This window comes from Agromyces sp. NPDC055520 (genome assembly GCF_053619715.1).
In genome coordinates, this window is the sequence record NZ_JBSHJY010000004.1 from 82074 (window position 1) to 101441 (window position 19368).

A 19368-nucleotide genomic window follows, 5' to 3' on the forward strand; every position below is an offset into this window, starting at 1 on the left:
GTTCATGCTGCTGTGCCTCCGGGAAGCGCCACTCGTGGTCTCATGAACGCGAACGCGACCGCCATGGCGACCCGAGCGAGGAACACCGCAGCCTTGATGGGATTGTGCGAGGGGGTGCCGGCAGCCCGCGGCCGCATCGAGGCAGGAACCTGCCGCACGATGCAATCGGCGCGGGCGGCGATGACGAGCGACTCGATCGTGTCGCCCAGGTACTCGGCAGGGTAGTGCTCGGCGAAGAGTCGGATGGCTCGCGGCCCGGACGCTCGCAGTCCGCTGGTCGTGTCGGTGAGACGTGTCTTGGCGGTCCTGCTGAGCATGGAGGCGAGGGCGATCATCGCCCATCGGCGCGGGCCGCGAGCATCGTAGCTGCCGCCGCCGGCGAATCGCGCCCCGATGACGATGTCGGCATTCTCGAGTTCGGCCAGCATGCTCGGGATGTCGCCGGGGTCGTGCTGCCCGTCTGCATCGACCTGCACGACCGTTTCGAAGCCGTTGGCACGCGCGTATTTGAAACCGAGTCGCATCGCACCGCCGACGCCGAGGTTGTAGGGCAGGCGGGCCACCCGTGCTCCTGCGCGTTCGGCCACGGCGGTGGTGGCGTCGCTCGACCCGTCGTCGACGACGAGGCAGGCGACGCCTGGCAGCTTCTCGAAGACCTCCCGCACCACGTCGCCGACCGAGGCCTCCTCGTTGAATGCGGGCATCACGATGAGCGTCTTCTCGAGGGGGGCCTGCATGTCACGAATCCTACAAGACCGATTCGGGAGGGTGCGGCGCGTGGGGATGCGGCTGACGCGCCTGCGATAGGCTCGATTCCTGCCATCGGCCTGACTTTCGCCCGTTCGGGCGAGTCGTGGAGAGAGAGACATGACCGAACACCGGACCAAACGCGCACTCATCACCGGTATCACCGGTCAGGACGGCAGCTACCTCGCAGAGCTACTGCTGTCGAAGGGATACGAAGTGCACGGCGTCATCCGCCGCGCTTCGACCTTCAACACGTCGCGCATCGACCACCTGTACAACGACCCGCACGTGGCGGGCACCCGTCTCTTCCTGCACTACGGCGACCTCAGCGACGGTTCGCGCCTGGTCACCCTGCTCGACTCCGTGCGCCCTGACGAGGTCTACAACCTCGCCGCGCAGTCGCACGTGCGAGTGAGCTTCGATGAGCCCGAGTACACCGGCAACTCGACCGGGCTCGGCTCGATCCGCCTCCTCGAGGCGATCCGGATGATCGGTCTGGACTGCCGGTACTACCAGGCCTCGAGTTCCGAGATGTTCGGTGCGACGCCACCACCGCAGAACGAGGACACGCCCTTCTACCCCCGCTCTCCGTACGGGGCCGCGAAGCTCTACTCGTACTGGGTGACGCGCAACTACCGCGAGGGCTACGGCCTCTTCGCGGTGAACGGCATCCTCTTCAACCACGAGTCGCCCCGACGCGGGGAGACGTTCGTCACCCGCAAGATCACGCGCGCCGTCGCCCGCATCAAGGCGGGCGAGCAGAGCGAGCTCTTCATGGGCAACCTCGACGCCGTGCGCGACTGGGGCTACGCTCCTGAGTACGTCGAGGCCATGTGGCGCATGCTCCAGCACGACGAGCCGACCGACTACGCGGTCGCCACGGGCACCGCGTACACCGTGCGCGACTTCCTGCAGTTCTCGTTCGAGCACGTCGGCCTCGACTGGCAGGACTACGTGAGGTTCGACGAGCGGTACCTTCGCCCGACCGAGGTGGACGCACTCGTCGGCGACGCGAGCCGCGCAGCTGACCTGCTCGGCTGGACGCCGAAGGTCCTCCCGCCGCAGCTCGCCAAGATCATGGTCGATGCCGACATCGCAGCGCTGGAGGCCGGCGGAAAGCCGTGGATCGACACCGTCGTCACGACGTAGTCGAGCCCGCTCTCGTCGAACGGCGCCGCGCGCTGCGGTACCATTGGCCAATGCTCCGTGCCCTGCGCCTATCCTTCGGTTTCCTGACTCCGGGCGAGAAACGGGTCTACGTCGCCCTCGTGGCCGGGCGGGCGATCTCGGGCATCCTCGACGTCATCGGCGTCTTCCTCATCGGCGCGATCGCAAGCCTCGGAACCGCGCAGTTCAACGTCAGCGGCGAGCCGATGACGATCATGGGCTTCACCCTCCCCGTGGTCGGCCCCGAAGTGATCATGTGGCTCGTGGTGATCGTGCTCGTCGTCTTCATCGGGAAGTCGGCGCTCGCGATCCTGCTGTCGAGGCGACTCGCGATGCACCTGGCCAATGTCGAGACGCGCAACGCGAAGCTCATCGCCGAGTACCTGCTGACCGGATCGCTCGACAACGCCAAGAAGTACTCGATCGGCGAGTACCAGCACGCCGTCGTCGGCTCGACCACGGCAGCGTTCGGCGGCATCCTCAACACGGTGGCGACGTTCGTGTGCGAGGGGTTCCTGCTCATCCTCGTCTCGACGGCGTTCTTCGTCGTCAGCCCGGCGGTCGCGTTCTTCGCACTCCTCTACTTCGTCGGCATCGCCTTCACCATCCAGGTGCTCGTGGGCGGAACGCTGAAGCGCGCCGGCCAGGAGGCGACGCAGGGGGCGATCGGCACGGCGAGCGTGCTGTTCGACAGCCTCGAGACCTTCCGCGAACTCTCGGTGATGGGCAAGCAGGACTACTACATCGACCGCATGGTCGAGTCGCGGCGCCGACTCGCGCGAAGCGGGGCGACGGCCGCCTACATGAGCGGCATGCCGCGCTACGTCATCGAGACGGCCCTCATCGTCGGTGTCGTCGCGCTCGTGGCGCAGCAGTTCCTGTCGAACGGCCTCGCGTCGGGCATCGTCGTGCTCGGCGTCTTCCTCGCCGGAGGCATGCGCATCATGGCGTCGCTGCTGCCGCTGCAGGCGTCGTTCACCACGAGCAAGCTCTACGTCGAACAGTGCGCCCTCGCGCACGAACTCCTCACCGCTGCGCACGCCCGCAGGGGCTCTGCCGTCGAGGCCGTCGCCGTCGACGTCCCCGAGATGCATGCCGTCGGACTCGACGTCGAGATCGACGAGGCGTCGTTCTCGTACCCTGGCGAAACGCACCTCGCACTCGACGCGGTATCGGTGAAGGCCGCGGCGGGCGCCTTCACGGCGATCATCGGGCCGTCCGGCTCCGGAAAGACGACGCTCGTCGACCTCCTGCTCGGGCTCCTCATCCCAGACACCGGCACCGTTCGCATCGGCCCGGCCCGGCCCCACGACATCCGGTTCTCCGCGCCGGGCGTCATCTCGTATGTGCCGCAGCGGCCGGGCATGGTCGCCGGCACGATCGCCGAGAACATCGCGCTCGGTGTCGCGGCCGAGGACATCGACCGCGACCGCCTCGCCGAGGTCGTCGATGCCGCCTTCCTCAGCGAATTCGTCGATTCACTGCCCAACGGCGTGGATTCCTCCGTCGGAAAGCAGTCGAACTCCTTGAGTGGCGGTCAGATCCAGCGCATCGGACTCGCGAGGGCGCTCTACACCAACCCGCGCCTCCTGATCATGGACGAGGCGACGAGCGCGCTCGACGCGAGTTCCGAGGCGTTCATCAGCGAAAGCCTGCAGCGGTTGCACGGGCATGTGACGGTCGTCGTGATCGCACACCGACTGTCCACCGTGCAGCACGCGGATCACGTGTACGTGATGAACGGCGGGGCGATCGCAGCCGAGGGCACGTTCCGCCATCTCATGAAGAACAACCCGATGGTTGCCGAGTACGTCAAGCTGATGTCGTTCGACGAACAGAAAGACGAGGCGATGATTTGAGTTCCCCCGCAGCGACCCGCCGGATGACGTCCGTCACGAGCCGTGCCCGGGTGACCGAATGAACCGCGTGGTCCCACTCAACGACCTCGCTCGTATGTCTCCTGAACTCCAGGCGCAGATCCGTCACGCCATCGATTCGGTCGTCGAGAGCGGCTGGTACGTCATGGGCCCCCAGCACGACGCACTCGAGTCGGAACTCGCGGCGTACGCCGGTGCAGATCACGCGGTGCTCCTCGGCAACGGCACCGACGCACTTGAGCTCGCCCTCGCGGCCGTCGGAGTGACTGCGGGTGATTCGGTGGTCACGGTCGCGAACGCCGGCGCGTACACGAGCATCGCCGCGAGGCTGCTCGGTGCCGAGCCCGTGTACGCGGACGTCGACGAGCGAACGATGCTGATCAGCGCTGAAACGCTCGAGGCGGCGCTGGCAGGGCTCGCCGACCGGCCGAAGGCCGTCGTGGTGACGCATCTCTACGGTGCACTCGCTCCGATCGAGGAGATCGTGACCGTCGCGCGCCGCCATGGCATCGCCGTGGTCGAGGACTGCGCGCAGTCGTTCGGTGCGACCCTCGGCGGGCGGAAGGGCGGGACGTTCGGCGATGTCGCCACTGTCAGCTTCTATCCAACGAAGAACCTGGGTGCGCTCGGCGACGGCGGTGCGGTGATCACCTCGCGGAGCGACATCGCCGATGCAGTGCGTCGGATGCGTCAGTACGGCTGGTCTGCCAAGTACCGGATCGCGCATCCGCATGGCCGCAACAGTCGGATGGACGAGATGCAGGCCGCGATCCTTCGCGTGAAGCTGCCACTGCTCGACGCCATGAACGAACGGCGGCGCGAGATCCACCTGGCGTACGAGTCCGTCGAGAACCCCGGCTTTTCGATGGTGAACCGCGCTGCCGAGTCGTTCATCGCCCATCTCGGAGTCATGATCGCCGCCGACCGTACCGCAGTCCGCGCCGCGCTGACCGATGCGGGGGTCGGCACCGACGTCCACTACCCGATCCCCGACCACCACCAGCCCTTCCCGGGCGGGTACACGGGGCCTTCGCTGCCGGTGACCGAGTGGGCAGCCGACCACGTGCTGTCCGTTCCGACGTTCCCGGAACTCTCGGACGAAGAGGTCGCACACGTGCGGGCCGCGCTGGACTCGCTGTGACGCGGCTCGACTGGCCCGGGTTGGTCGAGCTCCCCGAGATCGTCGACGAGCGCGGTGTCCTGGTCGTCGCCGAGCACTCCGCGCAGATCCCATTCCCGGTGCAGCGGGTCTTCTTCGTGTCAGGCGTTCCCGAGGGCGAGCCCCGCGGCATCCATGCGCACCGCGAGTGCCACCAGTTCCTCGTCTGCGCGAGAGGCAGCGTTCGCGCCATGGTCGACGACGGCATCCGCCGCGAAGTGCTGCTCCTCGACCGCGGGTCGGTCGGACTGTACATGCCGCCGCTCACCTGGGGCACGCAATACGACTATTCGGATGACGCGGTGCTCGTCGTCCTCGCATCGCACCCCTATGATGCGGCGGACTACATCCACGGGTACGACGAGTTCCTCGGTCTCGCGGGCGCTGCCCGCGGGTGAGGTCAGTCGGCCGCCTGCAGGGTGTCCCGACTGACGCGGACCGCGTTGCCGGTGATGATCGACACACGGTCGAGCACGGCGCGCTGTGCCGCGAAGAGCACGCCGCGGAGACCGTTTCCGCGCTTGGAGACGCTCGGTGACGGCGCCTGGCCGCTGCGTTCGACGAGCGCGGTGGATCGGTCGAGCCGCGCGAGGTACGGCGCATAGACGTGTTCCCGGAGGGCGCGCCCTGCGGGACTCCCGTAGACGAGCTGGCTCGTGACGTGCCATCCGCCGCGCCGCTTGATGCCATGGAAATGGAAGAAGACGAGCGGGTCGGTGCCTCCGACGACCACCGAACCGCCATCGGAGACTGAGACCTTGTGCCTGCTCGTGTTCCATGGTGCGACGTCGAACCCGAGATCGGGAAGGATGACGACGCCGCTGAACCGTTCGGGGAACCAGTCGAGATACCCCTGGTCGGCGTAGCGCCCGGCATCGGGGGTGTCGAAGCACCACTCGAGGCAGCTCTCAGCCCACCAGTCGAGGCACGCTCGGCCGGCCTCATCGGCGCGGATGCCGACCCAGCCGACGTTGAATCGCCCGTACTTGCCGAGCCGACGTGCGAGGCGATCGGGGTAGCGGTGCTCGATGATGCCGATCGAACCGTCGCCGAGTGAGGCGAACACGCCGGCGGGATCTCCGAAGTAGCCGAGGTCGGCGTCGAGGTAGGTGACGATCGTGCTGGGGTCCGACTGACGCCGCATGACATACCGCATCAGGAGCGGTGTGCAGGTGAAGTAGTACTCCATCCGGGTGCGGGAGTCCTTGACCGCGAGAAGCTCTGGTTCCTCGACTTCGAGGTCGGCCACGGAGATCGTGCGGATGCGAGGGTCGGCGGCCTGGTCGAGGAACGCCTTCGCCCCCTCGTCGAGACACATCACCCAGACGGCGGCGTCGTCGCCCCAGGCTCTGAGGCTCTCGAACAGCGTGAGCCCCCGAGCGAGGTATCCGCTGTCGAAGTACGTCGCGTACACGTGTGGCGCCGGCGCGACGTTCATGGCGTCGCCGTTCATCGCTCGCCGTTCGTAAGGGCTCGCGCAGCATCGACCAGGATCCGCGCGGGCACGCCCACTGCGACGCTGTACGGCGGGATCACCGTGTTCTCCTTGACCACGGCTCCAGCCCCGATCACGCTGTGGTGGCCGACCTCCGCACCCATCAGGATGACGGCGTTCGCGCCGATGTGGACGTTGTTCCCGATGACGGTCGAGGCCCGCGCGATGGGCCTGTCGCCGCCGGAGACGCAGCGGGCGACCGTTGAATGCGTGTAGATCTGCACCCCTGCCGAGATGTCGCAGTCGTCGCCGATCTCGAGCCCGCCACTGCCGTCGATGACGGTGAACGCCCCGATCCAGACCCGCTCGCCGATCGCGGGCTCGCCCACGATCCAGGCATGCGGATTGTAGGGGTTCTCGGGCAGGCCGTGGTCGAAAGCGCGAGCGGTCATCGTTCCATCCTGGCATTCGGAAGCCGGTGTCGTGAACGTTGATACGATGTCTCGGGCGCGCATTTCACCGCGTCCAGATTACTTTACGCAGAGGAATGCGCATGTCAGTCAAGTCCAAGTCGGTCCTGGTGACCGGCGGTGCAGGATTCATCGGCAGCCACGTCGTGGATCGATTGATCCAGGATGAACCGCGAAAGATCGTCGTTGTCGACAACTTCTTCCTCGGGCACATGGACAACCTCGAGGCTGCACGCACAGCGCGGCCCGACCTCGATGTGATCCGGCTCGACGCGTCCGATCTGGCTGCGATGCAGGACGTGGTGTCCGCGCACGACATCGAGACGGTGTTCGATCTCGCCGTCGTTCCTCTGCCGACGTCCCTCACCTACCCTGCGTGGACGGTGCAGACGAACATCGGAATCGCGACCACGTTCTGCGAGCTGGCTCGCCGTGGGCTCATCGAGCGCCTCGTGCACTTCTCGAGCTCCGAGGCGTACGGATCCGCCCGGTACGTGCCGATGGACGAGGGCCACCCCCACGACGCCATCACCCCGTACGCGGCAAGCAAATCGGCCGAAGACCACATCATCTCGTCCTACGTGCAGACCTTCGGGATCGACGCGACGGTCGTGAGACCGTTCAACAACATCGGCCCCCGTCAGAACCCCGGATCCTATGCCGGCATCGTGCCGATTGTGATCAACCGAGTGCTGAACGGCCAGCCGATCGAGATCCACGGCGACGGCGAGCAGACCCGCGACCTCACCTGGGTCAGGGACACCGCCGACATGGCGGTGCGGATCCACGATTCGCCCGACTGCCGCGGCCAGGTGCTCAACGTCGCGACCGGTCGTGCGACCTCGATGAATGAGCTCGTCTCGCGGTTGCTCGCGATCCTCGGCACTCCGGATTACCCGATCATTCACACCGAGTCACGACCCGGTGACGTCCGACAGCACCTCGCAGATGTGACCAAGCTCACCGGACTGCTCGGAGCTCAGCCGAAGGTGCTGACCGACGACGAACTTGCTGAGACCGTCGAGTGGTACCGCAAGGTCCTTTCATGAGGTTGAATGTTCCACTGCTCGGTGACGAGGAACTCGCAGGCGTCGCCGGGGTGCTCGAATCGGGATTCCTGACGCAAGGGCCTCGTGCAGCGGAGTTCGAACGACGCGTCGCTGCTCAGGTCGGAGCGAAACACGCCTTCGCGGTGAGTTCCGCGACGACCGGTCTGCATCTCGCGCTGCACGCGCTCGGTGTGGGCCCCGGTGACGAGGTCGTCATCCCGGACTTCAGTTTCCCCGCGACGGCGAACGCCGTCGTGCAACTCGGCGCGACGCCGAAGTTCGTCGATATCGACATCGACACCTTCAACATCGACGCCGAGTTGATCGATGCCGCGGTGACCGAACGAACCCGGGCCATCATGCCGGTGCACGCATTCGGACTCGTCGCCGAGATGGACGCGATCAACGAGGTCGCCGCCCGCCACGGCCTGCCTGTCATCGAAGACGCCGCGTGCGCTCTGACCGGCAGTTACAAGGGACGGCAGGCGGGCTCGCTCGGCACGGCCGGAGTGTTCTCGTTCCACCCGCGCAAGATCATCACCACGGGTGAGGGCGGGATGATCACGACCGATGACGCCGAGCTCGCCAAGCGGATCCAGGTCCTGCGCACCCATGGGGCCGTTCGCGGGGACCTCTTCATGGAGTTCATCGATGCCGGGTTCAACTATCGGCTGAGCGACGTCCACGCTGCCATCGGAGTGGCGCAGATGGCCAAGCTCGAGGAGATCTTCGAGCGCCGCCAGACGTTGTCCACTCGGCTCAGCGAGCTTCTTCGGAGTGTCGACGGTGTTCGAGTGCCGATCGTTCCCGAGCACGTCGTGCACAGCTTCCAGTCCTACGTCGTCCTGCTCGACGACCAGATCGATCGGGACGCCGTGATCGTCGAGATGCGACGACGTGAGGTCGAGACGACGCTCGGAACGTATTCCATGCACCTGCAGCCGTACTTCGCCGGCCGATTCGGCATCGACGATGGCGCCCTTCCGCAGGCGACGCGCGCCCACCATCAGGCGCTGACGCTGCCGCTCTACCCGCAGCTCGGCGACGACGATCTCGTCGCGATCGTCGACGCGCTCACCGCATCCATCACCGTTTCCGAGCGAGCTCGCGCGTGACGCTCTGGATTCGGCAGCAAGGCGGCGTTTCCCGAGTCTGGGCTGCACGATGTGCGGCATAGCCGGGGGCTGGGAATCGCATTCCGGGCGGGGCGTGGTCGAACGCACGCGGTCGGCACTCGCTGCGATGCGGCATCGTGGTCCCGACGATCAGGGCGAACACGTGTGGGAGCGCACCGGCGGTGTGGTGTCGTTGGGGTCGACCCGGCTGTCGGTCCAAGACCTGTCCCAGGCGGGGCACATGCCGATGGTCTCGGTCGATGAGCGCTTCGTGCTCGCGTACAACGGCGAGATCACGAACTTCGTCGAGGTGCGCGCCGAGCTCGTGGCGCTCGGGCGACGATTCGCGTCGAGCGGCGATACCGAGGTACTCCTTCAGGCGTGGGAGCAGTGGGGGAGCGATTCGCTTTCGCGTTTCGAGGGGATGTTCGCATTCGCGATGCTCGATCGCAGCACCGCGACCCTGACTCTCGCTCGCGACGCCTTCGGCGTCAAGCCGCTCTACTATGCCTACGAGCCCGGGGAGAGCCTCTACTTCTCGTCCGAGGCCCCGGGGTTGATGCTGCTCCGCCCGAGCGGGCCACGTCTCGACTGGCAGACGGCATTCGACTTCATCCGCTGGGGCACCTACGACGGCGGTGAGCGCACGTTCGTAGAAGGGGCGCGCCAGCTTAAGTCCGGACATGTCGTTTCGCTGGACCTGGCCGCCGGTGTTCTCGGAGAGCCCGTGCAGTTTTGGACGCCTTCGGTGAAGCCCGGGAGCAAGGACTCGTTCGACGACGCCGCCGAGCGCGTCCGCGACCTCTTCCTCACGAGCCTTGAACGCAATCTCAGAAGTGACGTCGCCGTCGGCGTGGCACTGTCGGGAGGCATCGACTCCTCTGCGATCACTGCCGGAATCCGGCACATCGCACCCGACTACGAACTCCGCACCTTCAGTTTCGTGGCGCCCGGGTTCGATCAGTCCGAGCACGAGTGGATCGACCTCGTGGTGCAGGAGACCGGGGCGGAGTCCTTCCGGGTGACGCCGAACGCCGACGACCTCGCGGGTGATCTCGATGACATGATCCGTACACAGGGTGAGCCGTTCGGTACGACGAGCATCTACGCGCAGTACCGCGTGTTCCGCCTCGCGCGCGAGTCCGGCGTCACGGTGACACTCGACGGACAAGGGGCGGACGAACTGTTCGCAGGGTACAATGGCTACCCGGCGGCGCGCGTCCGAACGCTGCTCGAACGAGGCAAATTCGGTCGTGCCCGTCGACTTCTGCGCGAATGGCAGGAGTGGCCGGGACGACCGCCCTCGAGCACCGTGGTCGACACCGCCGTGCGAGGAATGCTCCCCAGCTCGCTCGTCCGCACGGTCGAGCGCGTTCGAAGCGTGGAATCGCCGGCCATCAACTACGCGAGGCTCGCCGAGCACGGTGTGCGCGTCGAGGTGCCGCGACTCGGGCTGCCCGGTGTTCGTGGACGTCGCCTGAGCTCGGCGTTGAGCGAGGCGCTCACGGTTCGCGGAGTCGGTTCGTTGTTGCGTCATGGCGACCGGAACTCGATGAGGTTCTCCGTCGAGAGCCGCGTGCCGTTCCTCGATCGCGCATTGGTCGACTATACGCTCGGGCTTCCCGAGGAGTACCTGCTGGATGATCGCGGCACGACGAAGGCAGTACTCCGCAAGGCGCTTCGGGGCATCGTGCCCGACGTGATCCTCGATCGGCGGGACAAGATCGGCTTCGCGACGCCTCAGGACTCGTGGCTCGACCAGATGACGAGAGAGACGATGACCGCGGGCCGGGATCGAGAGCGCATCGGTTTCCTCCGAACCGACGACGCGGCACTCGACCTGCTCGCGAACGGCCGTGACGACGACTTGCAACTGGCGTCCGGCGTTCGCTGGCGCATCCTGAACCTCCGGCGATGGATCGAGCTGTTCGACATCGACGCCGCTTGACGCGTCGGCCGATCCGACGAAGGGAAGCAGGACGATGGGACTGACCCATAGGGCGCAGCGCGTGCTCCTGGCGCTCGGCCGATGGATCGGCGCGGCGACCGGTCGCCGACGATCCCCGATCTCGTGGGTCATCGGTCCAGACGAGATCGCGACGGTCGTGCATCAGCTCGCAACCGCCATCCCCGACTCGTACGCGGTCTCCCTGAAGAGCCATGCGTTCTACGATCTCCCATACGATCTCACGTTGAAGCCGTCGCGCCGGGCTTCGGTCGCGCTGGTCAAGCGGCTCGTCGTGGGTCCATTCATGCTCGGGATCCTCTCGTCGCGCGCACGGGGCGTCATCTACCTCGGCACCGGCGGATACCTCGTGAACTCGGACCAACGCGACTGGGAGTTCGCATGGCTCCGGAGCAAGGGACTCGCCGTCGTGTGCTACTTCGTCGGAGACGACATCCGAGCACCCCGCCTCATGCACGAACTCGAAGAGAGGCTCGGCCGGCCGAACCTCAGCACGAATCAGGCGTCGATCGACGCGCTGTTCGACTCGGATGAGTACGACACGACCAAGCGCGCCATCGCCGCGGCGGCCGATCGGCACGCCAACATGATCTTCTCGGCGTCGTTCGACCAGCGCAGCTACCTCGAATCGCCGGTGGAACCGATCGAGCTGCTCTATCCCGATGACGAGTTCCGGCACTCGGTGGCGAAGTTCGCGCGGCTCGATCGGCCGGTGATCCTGCATGCGCCCTCGTCGCCGCAGATTAAGGGCACGCATTTCGTTCGAGACGCGATCCATCGCCTCGAAGCGGAAGGCTACAGCTTCGAGTACGTGGAGCTGGTCGGCGTCGACCATGCGCAGGTGCAGCGTCAGCTCGCTCGAGCACACATCGTCCTCAACCAGTTCTATGCGTTCCTCCCGGGAGTGTTCGGCCTCGAGGCACTCGCCTCGACCTCGGTGATGCTGTGCAGCGCGGACGAGCACATCGAGCCGGCGATCCCGGCAGGTGGCAATGAGGCGTGGATCCTGACCATCGCCGATGAGGTGTATGCGAATCTCAAGCGTGTCCTCGACGAACCGGATTCCATGCTCGCGCAGGCCGAAGCCGGATACCGCTGGGCGCAGCGGAGCTGGTCGGCGTCTGTCGCCGGAGAGCGTGTACGCGGCAAGCTCGAATCGGTGCTCGGCTCGATCGGCGATGCGGGCCGGTAGTCGCACGAGTGGCGTCAGCGGCGATCAGGGCAGCTGATCACGGAGCCGGATGCTCCCCGATCGCGCAAGTGAAGACCTCTTGCTCGGCTTCCGCGGACAGGACGTCCGCGGCCGCGTCGGAGCGCTCCTTCAGGCGTGTCACGTCTGCACCGGTCAGCGGCCGGAGTGCGTCGGCGAGATCCTCGGCGGTCCACCCTTCGGTCACCACTCCGTTGCCGAACTCGGCGATGATCGCCTCCATGCTCGGGCTCGGGCCGATCACGAGCCCGAGTCTGCCCTGCACGGCTTCGAAGAGCTTGTTCGGAAGTGCGTACAGCAGGTTGGCCGTCCTCGGCGGGAAGAACATGACCTCGAGGTCGAACTCGTTGATGCGCGCGGCCACGTCCCTCATCGGCACGGGGTCGACGATGCTGATGCGGGCCGACTGCTGCTCGATCGCCTCGGCGACCTCCCGTCGAGTCTCGGCGTTGCCGGTGAGCATCAGTGTGAGGTCGAACCGATCGTCGAGGAGCGCCATGGCATCGAACATCTCGCGGAGACCGCGTCCCCATGCCGCGTGCCCATGGAACACGAGCCGAACGCGGTCCGCGTCGATGGGCGACGGTCGCTGGTCGACGAACGGGGGAGTGTTGCGCACGATGTGCGGTCGTTCGATCCCGAACTCGGTCTGATAGCGGTCGGCGATGCCGGAGGCCACGACGGATCGGGACGTGATCGCGCGGTGCCGGATGAATGAGCGCTGCCAGCGGTAGAAGCCGGTCAGGAGCGGCTTGAGCGCGGTCCCTTCTGGCAGCTCATCGGGGAAGTACTCGTGGAGGTCGGCATGAACGCGCGTGGCGCCGTTCGACGGAGCGTGCGCCGCCACCCAGGGGAGCAGATCGATGTCGTTCATCAGGACCAGGTCGTATGCGGAGGCGCGAACCCGCCGCGTTGCAGCCTTGGGGATGCGCGACTCGAACAAGGTGCGGAACCGCAGCCGCCACGGGAAGGCCGCGAGGATCACGCCGAGGATCGGTCGTGGCTTCGTCCAGCCCGGCACCTCCGTCATCGCGAAGTGCGTGCGGACGCTCGGGCGCGGCGAGTCGCCGAGGCCGAGGCTGTCGACGGTCCACCCGGCCGCGGTCAGCCAGTCGATCTCGCGGACGACGCGAGGATCGGTCGGCAGATCGGTCATGCAGACGACGAGTACGGTCTTCGATTCGGTATACATCGTGCCGGTCATTCCCCAGAGTGGTCGGAGTCGTGGTCGGGGTCGATGAGCGCCAGGAAGCGCGCACCCTCGTGATCGGCGCTGAGCTCGCGCGCGGCGACATCGGACCCGCGCTTGAGGGCGGTGATCGCCTCCGGGGTGAGCCGATTGACGGCAGCAGCGAGGTCGGACGCCGTCCAGCCGTCGGCGACGACGCCGTTTCCGAACTCCTCGAGCACGGGCGCCATGTCGACGCTCGGGCCGATCACGAGACCGAGGCGCCCCTGCACCGCCTCGAAGAGCTTGTTCGGCAGCGTGAACCGGAGGTTCTTCGACGTGGGCGGGAAGAGGATGATCTCGAGATCGAACGGGTTGAGCGCCGACGTCACCTGATCGATCGGCACCGGGTCGATGAATCGCACCCGTTCGCCGAGCGGCACGGCATGGTTCGCCAGGCGCTCCCGATACTCCGGAGACCCGGTGAGCATGAGGGTGAGCCGGAACCGCGAGTCGATCTCGCGCATGGCGTCGATCATGAGCTCGAGCCCTCGCCGCGGGTCGGCGAACCCGTGATGGATCAGCTCGATGCTCGAGGCGTCGACGGGCGACGGCTCCTGCGCGACGAACCGGGGGCTGTTGCGGATGACGACGGGCGCCGGTACGCCGTTGCGCTCCGAGTAGAGGCGGGCGATTCCGGGCGCGACGGTCGACCGCGAATCGATGGCCGGAGCGGCGATCGCATCGAGGAGCCACGAGTGGTATCGACGCAATCGCGGCGCGGCGAGCTGCTCGACCCGTCCGCGCGGCTGCCACTCGTGGAACTCGTGCAGATCGAGGTGGAGTCGTCCCGACGGCGTGACGAGGCGGTCGCGGTGGCCGACGAACCAGGGGAGCAGGTCGATCTCGTTCACCACCACGAGGTCGTACGGCGCGCCGACGTCGAGCAGGTCGGCAGGAACGGTCTTCTGCGCGAAGGCGCTGAATCGATCCGCCGGCGTGCGCAGCAAGCCGAGCGCGGTCGTGAACGCCGCACCCGGTGCTGCCGGCGGCATCTCGAACATCCGCCGGACCGACGGATGCGGCGACGGTCCGAGCCCGATCGCGTCGACGGTCCAGCCTCCGTCGATGAGCCAGGAGATCTGGCGGATCACGCGAGGATCCTGTGCGAGCGGCGAGAAACAGGCGACGAGGGCGGTGCGCTCGCCCGTCACGCGAGCGGGATCCGTTCCGTGCTGAGGTGCTTCACGGTTCCTCCAGGGTCGAACGTGGCTGCCGAACCAGCTTAGTCGTCGTCGGTGCACGCGGAATCGAGAGTCCGTACTGTAGACCGGGTGAGCGGCAAGAGCAGTACGGGCGCCGGGCGTCCGCCCAGAGTGTTCCTCGGCACCCAGGAGATCTCCGGCTACTACGGCAACCTCGAGGCGGGGTTCCGGTCGAACGGCGTTCGGGCGAGGTTCGTGACGACGCATCCGCATCCCTTCGGGTACGAGCAGGCCGTTCCGAACCCCTGGCCCGCGAGGTGGGCATCCGCAGCGGTTCTGACCCATCGCCGTACCGGCGGCGCCCGAAGGCTCTTGGCCGCTGCCGGGTACGTGGCGTCGTCCGTGCTGCTGCTCCTCTGGGCTCTCCCGCGATTCGACGTCTTCATCTTCGCGTGGGGGATGAGCATCCTTCCCGGCAACCTCGACATCCGGATCCTCAGGTTGTTCGGGAAGCAGGTCATCACGGTGCTCGGGCACGGATCGGAGGCCCGTCCGCCGTACATGTCGACGCCGAGGCATCCGCTGCCACTGACCGCGTCGCAGGTGCGGGAGCTGCGGGACGAGGTCCGCACGGTGGCGCAGAAGGTGCGGCGCATCGAACGCTGGTCGACGCACACGATCGGCCTCGTCACGACGGCGCAGTTCTTCCGAGAGCCCTTCGTCGACTTCTACCGGCTCGGTCTCCCGACCCCCCACACCAGCCCGCCCGAGGTGCGCGCGACGGAGACGCTGACGGTCGTGCACCTTCCGAGCAATCCCGAAGTGAAGGGAACAGCGGTGATCCGGGCATGTGTGGAGGCGGCGCAGGCGCGCCACCCCGGTCTGCGCTACGTCGAGGTCTCGGGGCGACCGCACGCCGAGGTCCTGACGGCGATCGAGCACGCAGATGTCGTGGTCGACCAGCTCTGGTCCGACATCCCGATGGCGGTGGTCGGCACCGAGGCGGCGAGCCGTGCGACGCCGACGATCATCTCGGGCTACGCGTGGCCGGTCTGGCAGGACGCCTGGGCCGAGGCCGAACTGCCGCCGACGATCCTCGCGACGCCCGAGACCTTGTGCGACGTGCTCGAGCGGGCGGTGGGTGACGTCGACGCCACACGCGAGATCGGCGACCGAGCGCGCCGATTCGTCGAAGAGCGATGGGATCCGGCGGAGGTTGCCGCGAGGTACCTTCAGCTGATCAGGGGTGAGAATCCTGCCGAATGGATCGTCGAACCGTCGACCGTGACCTACGGATGGGGCGTGGGCGTCGCTCGCGTGACAGTGGAGGCGATGGTCGCCGCGCTCGTCGACGAGTTCGGCGTGGAGAGTCTCGAATGGGCCGGGGCCGTTGACGCATACGGACTGCGCGAGGGGTGACTCCGGAGTTCTCCTCGTCGTCGCGTTCGGATTTCTCCCCCGTGCCAGCAGGTAAGCTCGCTAGTCGGGCGCAGGCGGATCCGGGCGCACGGGAGAGGGTGGAGAGTGACACTGCGCGATAGTCCGACACGTGGATCGATCTTCGTCGTCGACACGTTCTACTACTCGGTGCTGCAGTCCCTCGGGCTCGATCGTCCACTCGTCACGACCGACTATGACGAGGCTGTGCGCCAGGCCCTCGATTTCGGCTTCGGAACGGGCGGAGCATACGTGCGCGGCCTCTCCGGACTCGGGTGGGATGCGCGCATCTCGATCGCGAACTCGCTGGCGCTTCAAGACCTGTGGGCGCGGACGCACGGTCGACGGTCGCCGATTCCGGTCGCATGGCGCTACGGCCCGCACCTCTCCCGGCTGCCGCTCGGACGAAACCTGCTGCACAAGTTCCCCCACCTCCATGGGGTGCTGCTCGATCAGATCCGCGAATCCCGGCCCGACGTCGTTCTCGTGCAGGACCTCAACCTCGTGCCGCCGGGGCTCGCGCGAGCCATCCGACGGCACACGAACCTCCTGGTCGGTGAGATCGCGTCGCCGCTTCCGCCCCGGAGGTTCCTCACCTCGTACGACATGATCATCTCCGCACTTCCGACGATCGTCGAGACCGCCGAGTCGTGGGGGATCCCTGCGCGATTCCTCCCGCTCGGCTTCGACGAACGGTGGGCGGACCGAACTCCCGCCTCCGAACGTCCGATCGACGCGATCTTCGTCGGGAGCTTCTCGCGACTCCAACCGGCGACCGCGCCCCTGCTCCGTGAGATCGGTGCCGCGGTGCCCGGGCTCCGCATCTACGGGCCGGCATCGCCCGAGGTGCTCGCCGAGGCCGGACTGACCCGGTTCTACGTCGGCGAGGCCTGGGGGAGGGACATGTTCGCGCTCCTCGCGCAGAGCAAGCTCGTCGTCAACCGGCACGGTTCCGTCGCCGGACGATACGCGGTCAACATGCGGATGTACGAGACCACGGGCTCGGGAGCCGCGCTCATCACCGAACGCAAGAGCAACCTCGGCGAACTCTTCGACGTCGGCCGCGAGGTGCTTGCATACGGGTCCCCAGCAGAAGCTGCCGAACTGGCGGCTTCGTTGCTCGCCGATCCCGAGCGGCTCGACGATGTGGCGGCCGCCGGTCGCCGACGCACGCTCGGCGAGCACACCTATCGTCACCGTGCGGCTGCGCTCGACGAGATCCTGCTGGGGGCGATCGGGCCGGGGAGCCGGGCATGACCGCCGGGCATGTGTCCAGCACCGCGCCGCGCCGCGACATCCAGGCCCTTCGAGCGCTCGCGGTGATGCTCGTCGTGCTGTTCCATTTCTGGCCCGAGGTGCTCCACGGCGGATACGTCGGCGTCGACGTGTTCTTCGTGATCTCGGGCTTCCTCATCACGGCGCACCTCATTCGCGAGATCGAGCGCAGCGATCGCATCGACCTCCCCCGATTCTGGGCGCGCCGTGCGAGGCGGCTGCTCCCTGCCGCGCTCCTCGTGATCCTGGTGACCGTCATCGCGGTGCTCGTCTGGATGCCGCAGTTCTTCTGGGCCCAGTTCTTCCGCGAGGTGGTCGCCTCGACGCTGTATGTGGAGAACTGGCTGCTCGCAGCCGATGCCGTCGACTACCTCGCTTCGGGCAACAGCCCGACGGCCGTGCAGCACTACTGGTCGTTGTCGGTCGAAGAGCAGTTCTATCTCGTCTGGCCGCTGCTGCTGCTGCTCGCCGCAGTCGTGGTCGGGAAGGTCGGGAGCGGCGCGCTGCGCCGCGGACTCGGAATCGCGATCGGCATCGTGCTCGTCGCGAGCCTGGCGACGTCGATCCTGATGACCGCGTCGGACTCCGCGGCCGCCTACTTCGTGACGCCGACCCGTGCATGGGAGTTCGCGCTCGGCGCGATGCTCGCGGTGCTGCCCGTGGTCGCCGCCGCGCGCCTGGTCGCCGTTCGCGCCGTCATCGGATGGCTCGGGTGGATCGCCATCGCCTACTCGGCGTGGACCTTCTCTGCGGCAACTCCCTTCCCCGGCTCGGCCGCCCTGGTGCCCGTGCTCGGCACCGCCGCGGTCATCTGGGCGAATGAGCCGCGTGTCTGGTGGTCCTCCACCGCTCTGACGGGGATCCGGCCGATCCAGTGGGTCGGCGACGTCTCGTACTCGGCCTACCTCTGGCACTGGCCCCTGATCCTCATCGCACCGTACGTCATCGGCCAAGCCCAGCTGTCGATCGTCGTCAAGGGGCCGCTCGTGGTTCTGACCCTCGTGCTCGCGTGGGCGACGAAGCGCTGGGTGGAGGATCCCGTTCGCACCGGCCGCCTGCTGAGCGGCAGGCGCCCGGTCGTGACCTTCGGCGCAGCCGGCATGGCGATGATCATCGTGGTGGCGCCGGCACTCGTGGGCCTCGCATTCCTTCAGGCGAGGATCGCCGCAGACGATGTCGAACGCAGCCGACTCGCGCAGTCGGCTTGCTTCGGCGCGGCAAGCCTCGACGATCCGTCGTGTTCCGATGCGACGTTCGACGTGATCAGCCCCGACCCGGCCGCCGCGCCGCAGGACAGCCCCGGCATCTACTTCACCGATCCGCCGTGCTTCGCGTCCGGGAGCGACCTGCGCCCGTGCACCTTCGGGGATCCCGAGTCGTCGAAGCGCGTCGCGCTCATCGGAGACTCGCATGCCGCGCAGTGGCAGCCCGCCCTCGCGGAGATCGCCGAGGAACAGGGCTGGCGGCTCGACCTCTACCTGAAGACGAACTGCGCGTTCACATCGGCCGACCGGGGCCCGGCGTACGACGCGTGCGCGGACTGGTCTGGTGCACTCCAGCAACGGCTCGAGGAGGAGGCGCCGTACGCGCTCGTGCTCACGTCGTTCTTCGCAGAGAACCTCGGCCTCGAAGTCGATGCCGGCACGCTCACTCGCACCCAGGCCCTCGAGGGCTTCCGCGACGTCTGGGCCCCGTTGATCGAGCGCGGATCCGTGGTGGCTGCGATCGCGGACACGCCGCACATGCTGCAGACGACGACGGTGTGCGTGGCGACGTCAGAGGACGGATTCGACGAATGCGCGGTGCCGAGATCGATTGCCTTCACCCGGGAGGATCTGCAGGTCACCGCTGCAGAGGGTCTCGGCGGTGCGTCCGTCATCGACATGGTGGACCACCTCTGCCGACCGGATGTCTGCCCGGCGGTCGTTGGTGGCGTCGCGATGTACACGGATCCCTACCACCTGACGGAGACGTACTCGCGCACCACGGCACCGTTCCTGCTGCGTGGGATCGACGCGGCGCTCGCCGGAACGCCGACGGCCGCAGCGCTCGGCGACGCCGACAGCGCTGCGGCCGCAGGAGAGTAGA

The 19368-nt window shown here is 67.2% G+C and carries 16 protein-coding genes; 11 read left to right on the forward strand and 5 right to left on the reverse strand.

From position 1 onward, the window contains the following. Window positions 1-2: 2 nt before the first annotated feature. Window positions 3-737 (reverse strand): glycosyltransferase family 2 protein, encoded by a 735-nt coding sequence (locus ACWGST_RS03730; protein WP_452045300.1) that lies wholly within the window; start codon window positions 735-737, stop codon window positions 3-5. Between the two features lie 130 nt (window positions 738-867). Between ACWGST_RS03730 and gmd the strand changes: the two genes are divergently transcribed. The 4 genes from gmd (at window position 868) to ACWGST_RS03750 (ending at window position 5348) form a co-directional block, all read left to right on the forward strand. Next, on the forward strand, window positions 868-1896 hold the full coding sequence (gene gmd, locus ACWGST_RS03735; protein ID WP_452045301.1) for a GDP-mannose 4,6-dehydratase: 1029 nt from the start codon (window positions 868-870) through the stop codon (window positions 1894-1896). 50 nt (window positions 1897-1946) lie between these two features. Further along, entirely contained in the window at window positions 1947-3773 is a 1827-nt protein-coding gene (locus tag ACWGST_RS03740) for an ABC transporter ATP-binding protein (protein ID WP_452045302.1), read from the forward strand. A gap of 67 nt (window positions 3774-3840) precedes the next feature. Continuing rightward, the gene (locus ACWGST_RS03745; protein WP_452045303.1) at window positions 3841-4932 is read left to right on the forward strand and encodes a DegT/DnrJ/EryC1/StrS family aminotransferase; all 1092 of its coding nucleotides are present in this window, start codon (window positions 3841-3843) and stop codon (window positions 4930-4932) included. Between the two features lie 20 nt (window positions 4933-4952). Then, window positions 4953-5348 (forward strand): sugar 3,4-ketoisomerase, encoded by a 396-nt coding sequence (locus tag ACWGST_RS03750; RefSeq protein ID WP_452045304.1) that lies wholly within the window; start codon window positions 4953-4955, stop codon window positions 5346-5348. Between the two features lie 2 nt (window positions 5349-5350). On the opposite strand, the gene ACWGST_RS03755 is transcribed toward ACWGST_RS03750, so the two are convergent. Further along, window positions 5351-6403 carry a hypothetical protein gene (locus ACWGST_RS03755; protein ID WP_452045305.1) on the reverse strand — a complete coding sequence of 351 codons (1053 nt, stop codon included), beginning with the start codon at window positions 6401-6403 and terminating at the stop codon, window positions 5351-5353. Further along, window positions 6400-6837: an acyltransferase gene (locus ACWGST_RS03760; protein ID WP_452045306.1), complete on the reverse strand. Its 438-nt coding sequence runs from the start codon at window positions 6835-6837 to the stop codon at window positions 6400-6402. Before ACWGST_RS03760 ends, ACWGST_RS03755 begins: the two co-directional genes overlap by 4 nt. Before the next feature lie 101 nt (window positions 6838-6938). Here ACWGST_RS03760 and ACWGST_RS03765 point away from each other — a divergent pair, with 101 nt between their 5' ends. From ACWGST_RS03765 to ACWGST_RS03780, 4 genes are all read left to right on the forward strand, one after another. Further along, window positions 6939-7904 carry a dTDP-glucose 4,6-dehydratase gene (locus ACWGST_RS03765; RefSeq protein ID WP_452045307.1) on the forward strand — a complete coding sequence of 322 codons (966 nt, stop codon included), beginning with the start codon at window positions 6939-6941 and terminating at the stop codon, window positions 7902-7904. Next, on the forward strand, window positions 7901-9019 hold the full coding sequence (locus tag ACWGST_RS03770) for a DegT/DnrJ/EryC1/StrS family aminotransferase (RefSeq protein ID WP_452045308.1): 1119 nt from the start codon (window positions 7901-7903) through the stop codon (window positions 9017-9019). Before ACWGST_RS03765 ends, ACWGST_RS03770 begins: the two co-directional genes overlap by 4 nt. A gap of 49 nt (window positions 9020-9068) precedes the next feature. After that, a complete protein-coding gene (gene asnB / locus ACWGST_RS03775) occupies window positions 9069-10967 on the forward strand; it encodes an asparagine synthase (glutamine-hydrolyzing) (protein WP_452045309.1) in 1899 nt (632 codons plus the stop codon). A 469-nt stretch (window positions 10968-11436) separates the two neighbouring features. Next, window positions 11437-12177, forward strand: a complete 741-nt coding sequence (locus tag ACWGST_RS03780) for a hypothetical protein (protein ID WP_452045310.1) — start codon at window positions 11437-11439, stop codon at window positions 12175-12177. A gap of 37 nt (window positions 12178-12214) precedes the next feature. Here the strand turns inward: ACWGST_RS03780 and ACWGST_RS03785 are convergent, their stop codons facing one another. After that, window positions 12215-13387, reverse strand: a complete 1173-nt coding sequence (locus ACWGST_RS03785; RefSeq protein WP_452045311.1) for a glycosyltransferase — start codon at window positions 13385-13387, stop codon at window positions 12215-12217. Window positions 13388-13395: 8 nt separating this feature from the next. After that, window positions 13396-14517, reverse strand: coding sequence for a glycosyltransferase (locus ACWGST_RS03790; RefSeq protein ID WP_452045312.1), 1122 nt, complete (start codon window positions 14515-14517; stop codon window positions 13396-13398). A gap of 180 nt (window positions 14518-14697) precedes the next feature. Between ACWGST_RS03790 and ACWGST_RS03795 the strand changes: the two genes are divergently transcribed. From ACWGST_RS03795 to ACWGST_RS03805, 3 genes are all read left to right on the forward strand, one after another. Next, window positions 14698-15987, forward strand: a complete 1290-nt coding sequence (locus ACWGST_RS03795) for a glycosyltransferase (RefSeq protein ID WP_452045313.1) — start codon at window positions 14698-14700, stop codon at window positions 15985-15987. 105 nt (window positions 15988-16092) lie between these two features. Beyond that, window positions 16093-17262, forward strand: coding sequence for a glycosyltransferase family protein (locus tag ACWGST_RS03800; RefSeq protein ID WP_452045314.1), 1170 nt, complete (start codon window positions 16093-16095; stop codon window positions 17260-17262). Next, entirely contained in the window at window positions 17259-19367 is a 2109-nt protein-coding gene (locus tag ACWGST_RS03805; protein ID WP_452045315.1) for an acyltransferase family protein, read from the forward strand. The genes ACWGST_RS03800 and ACWGST_RS03805 overlap by 4 nt, the downstream gene beginning before the upstream one ends. The last annotated feature ends 1 nt before the right edge of the window (window position 19368 follow it).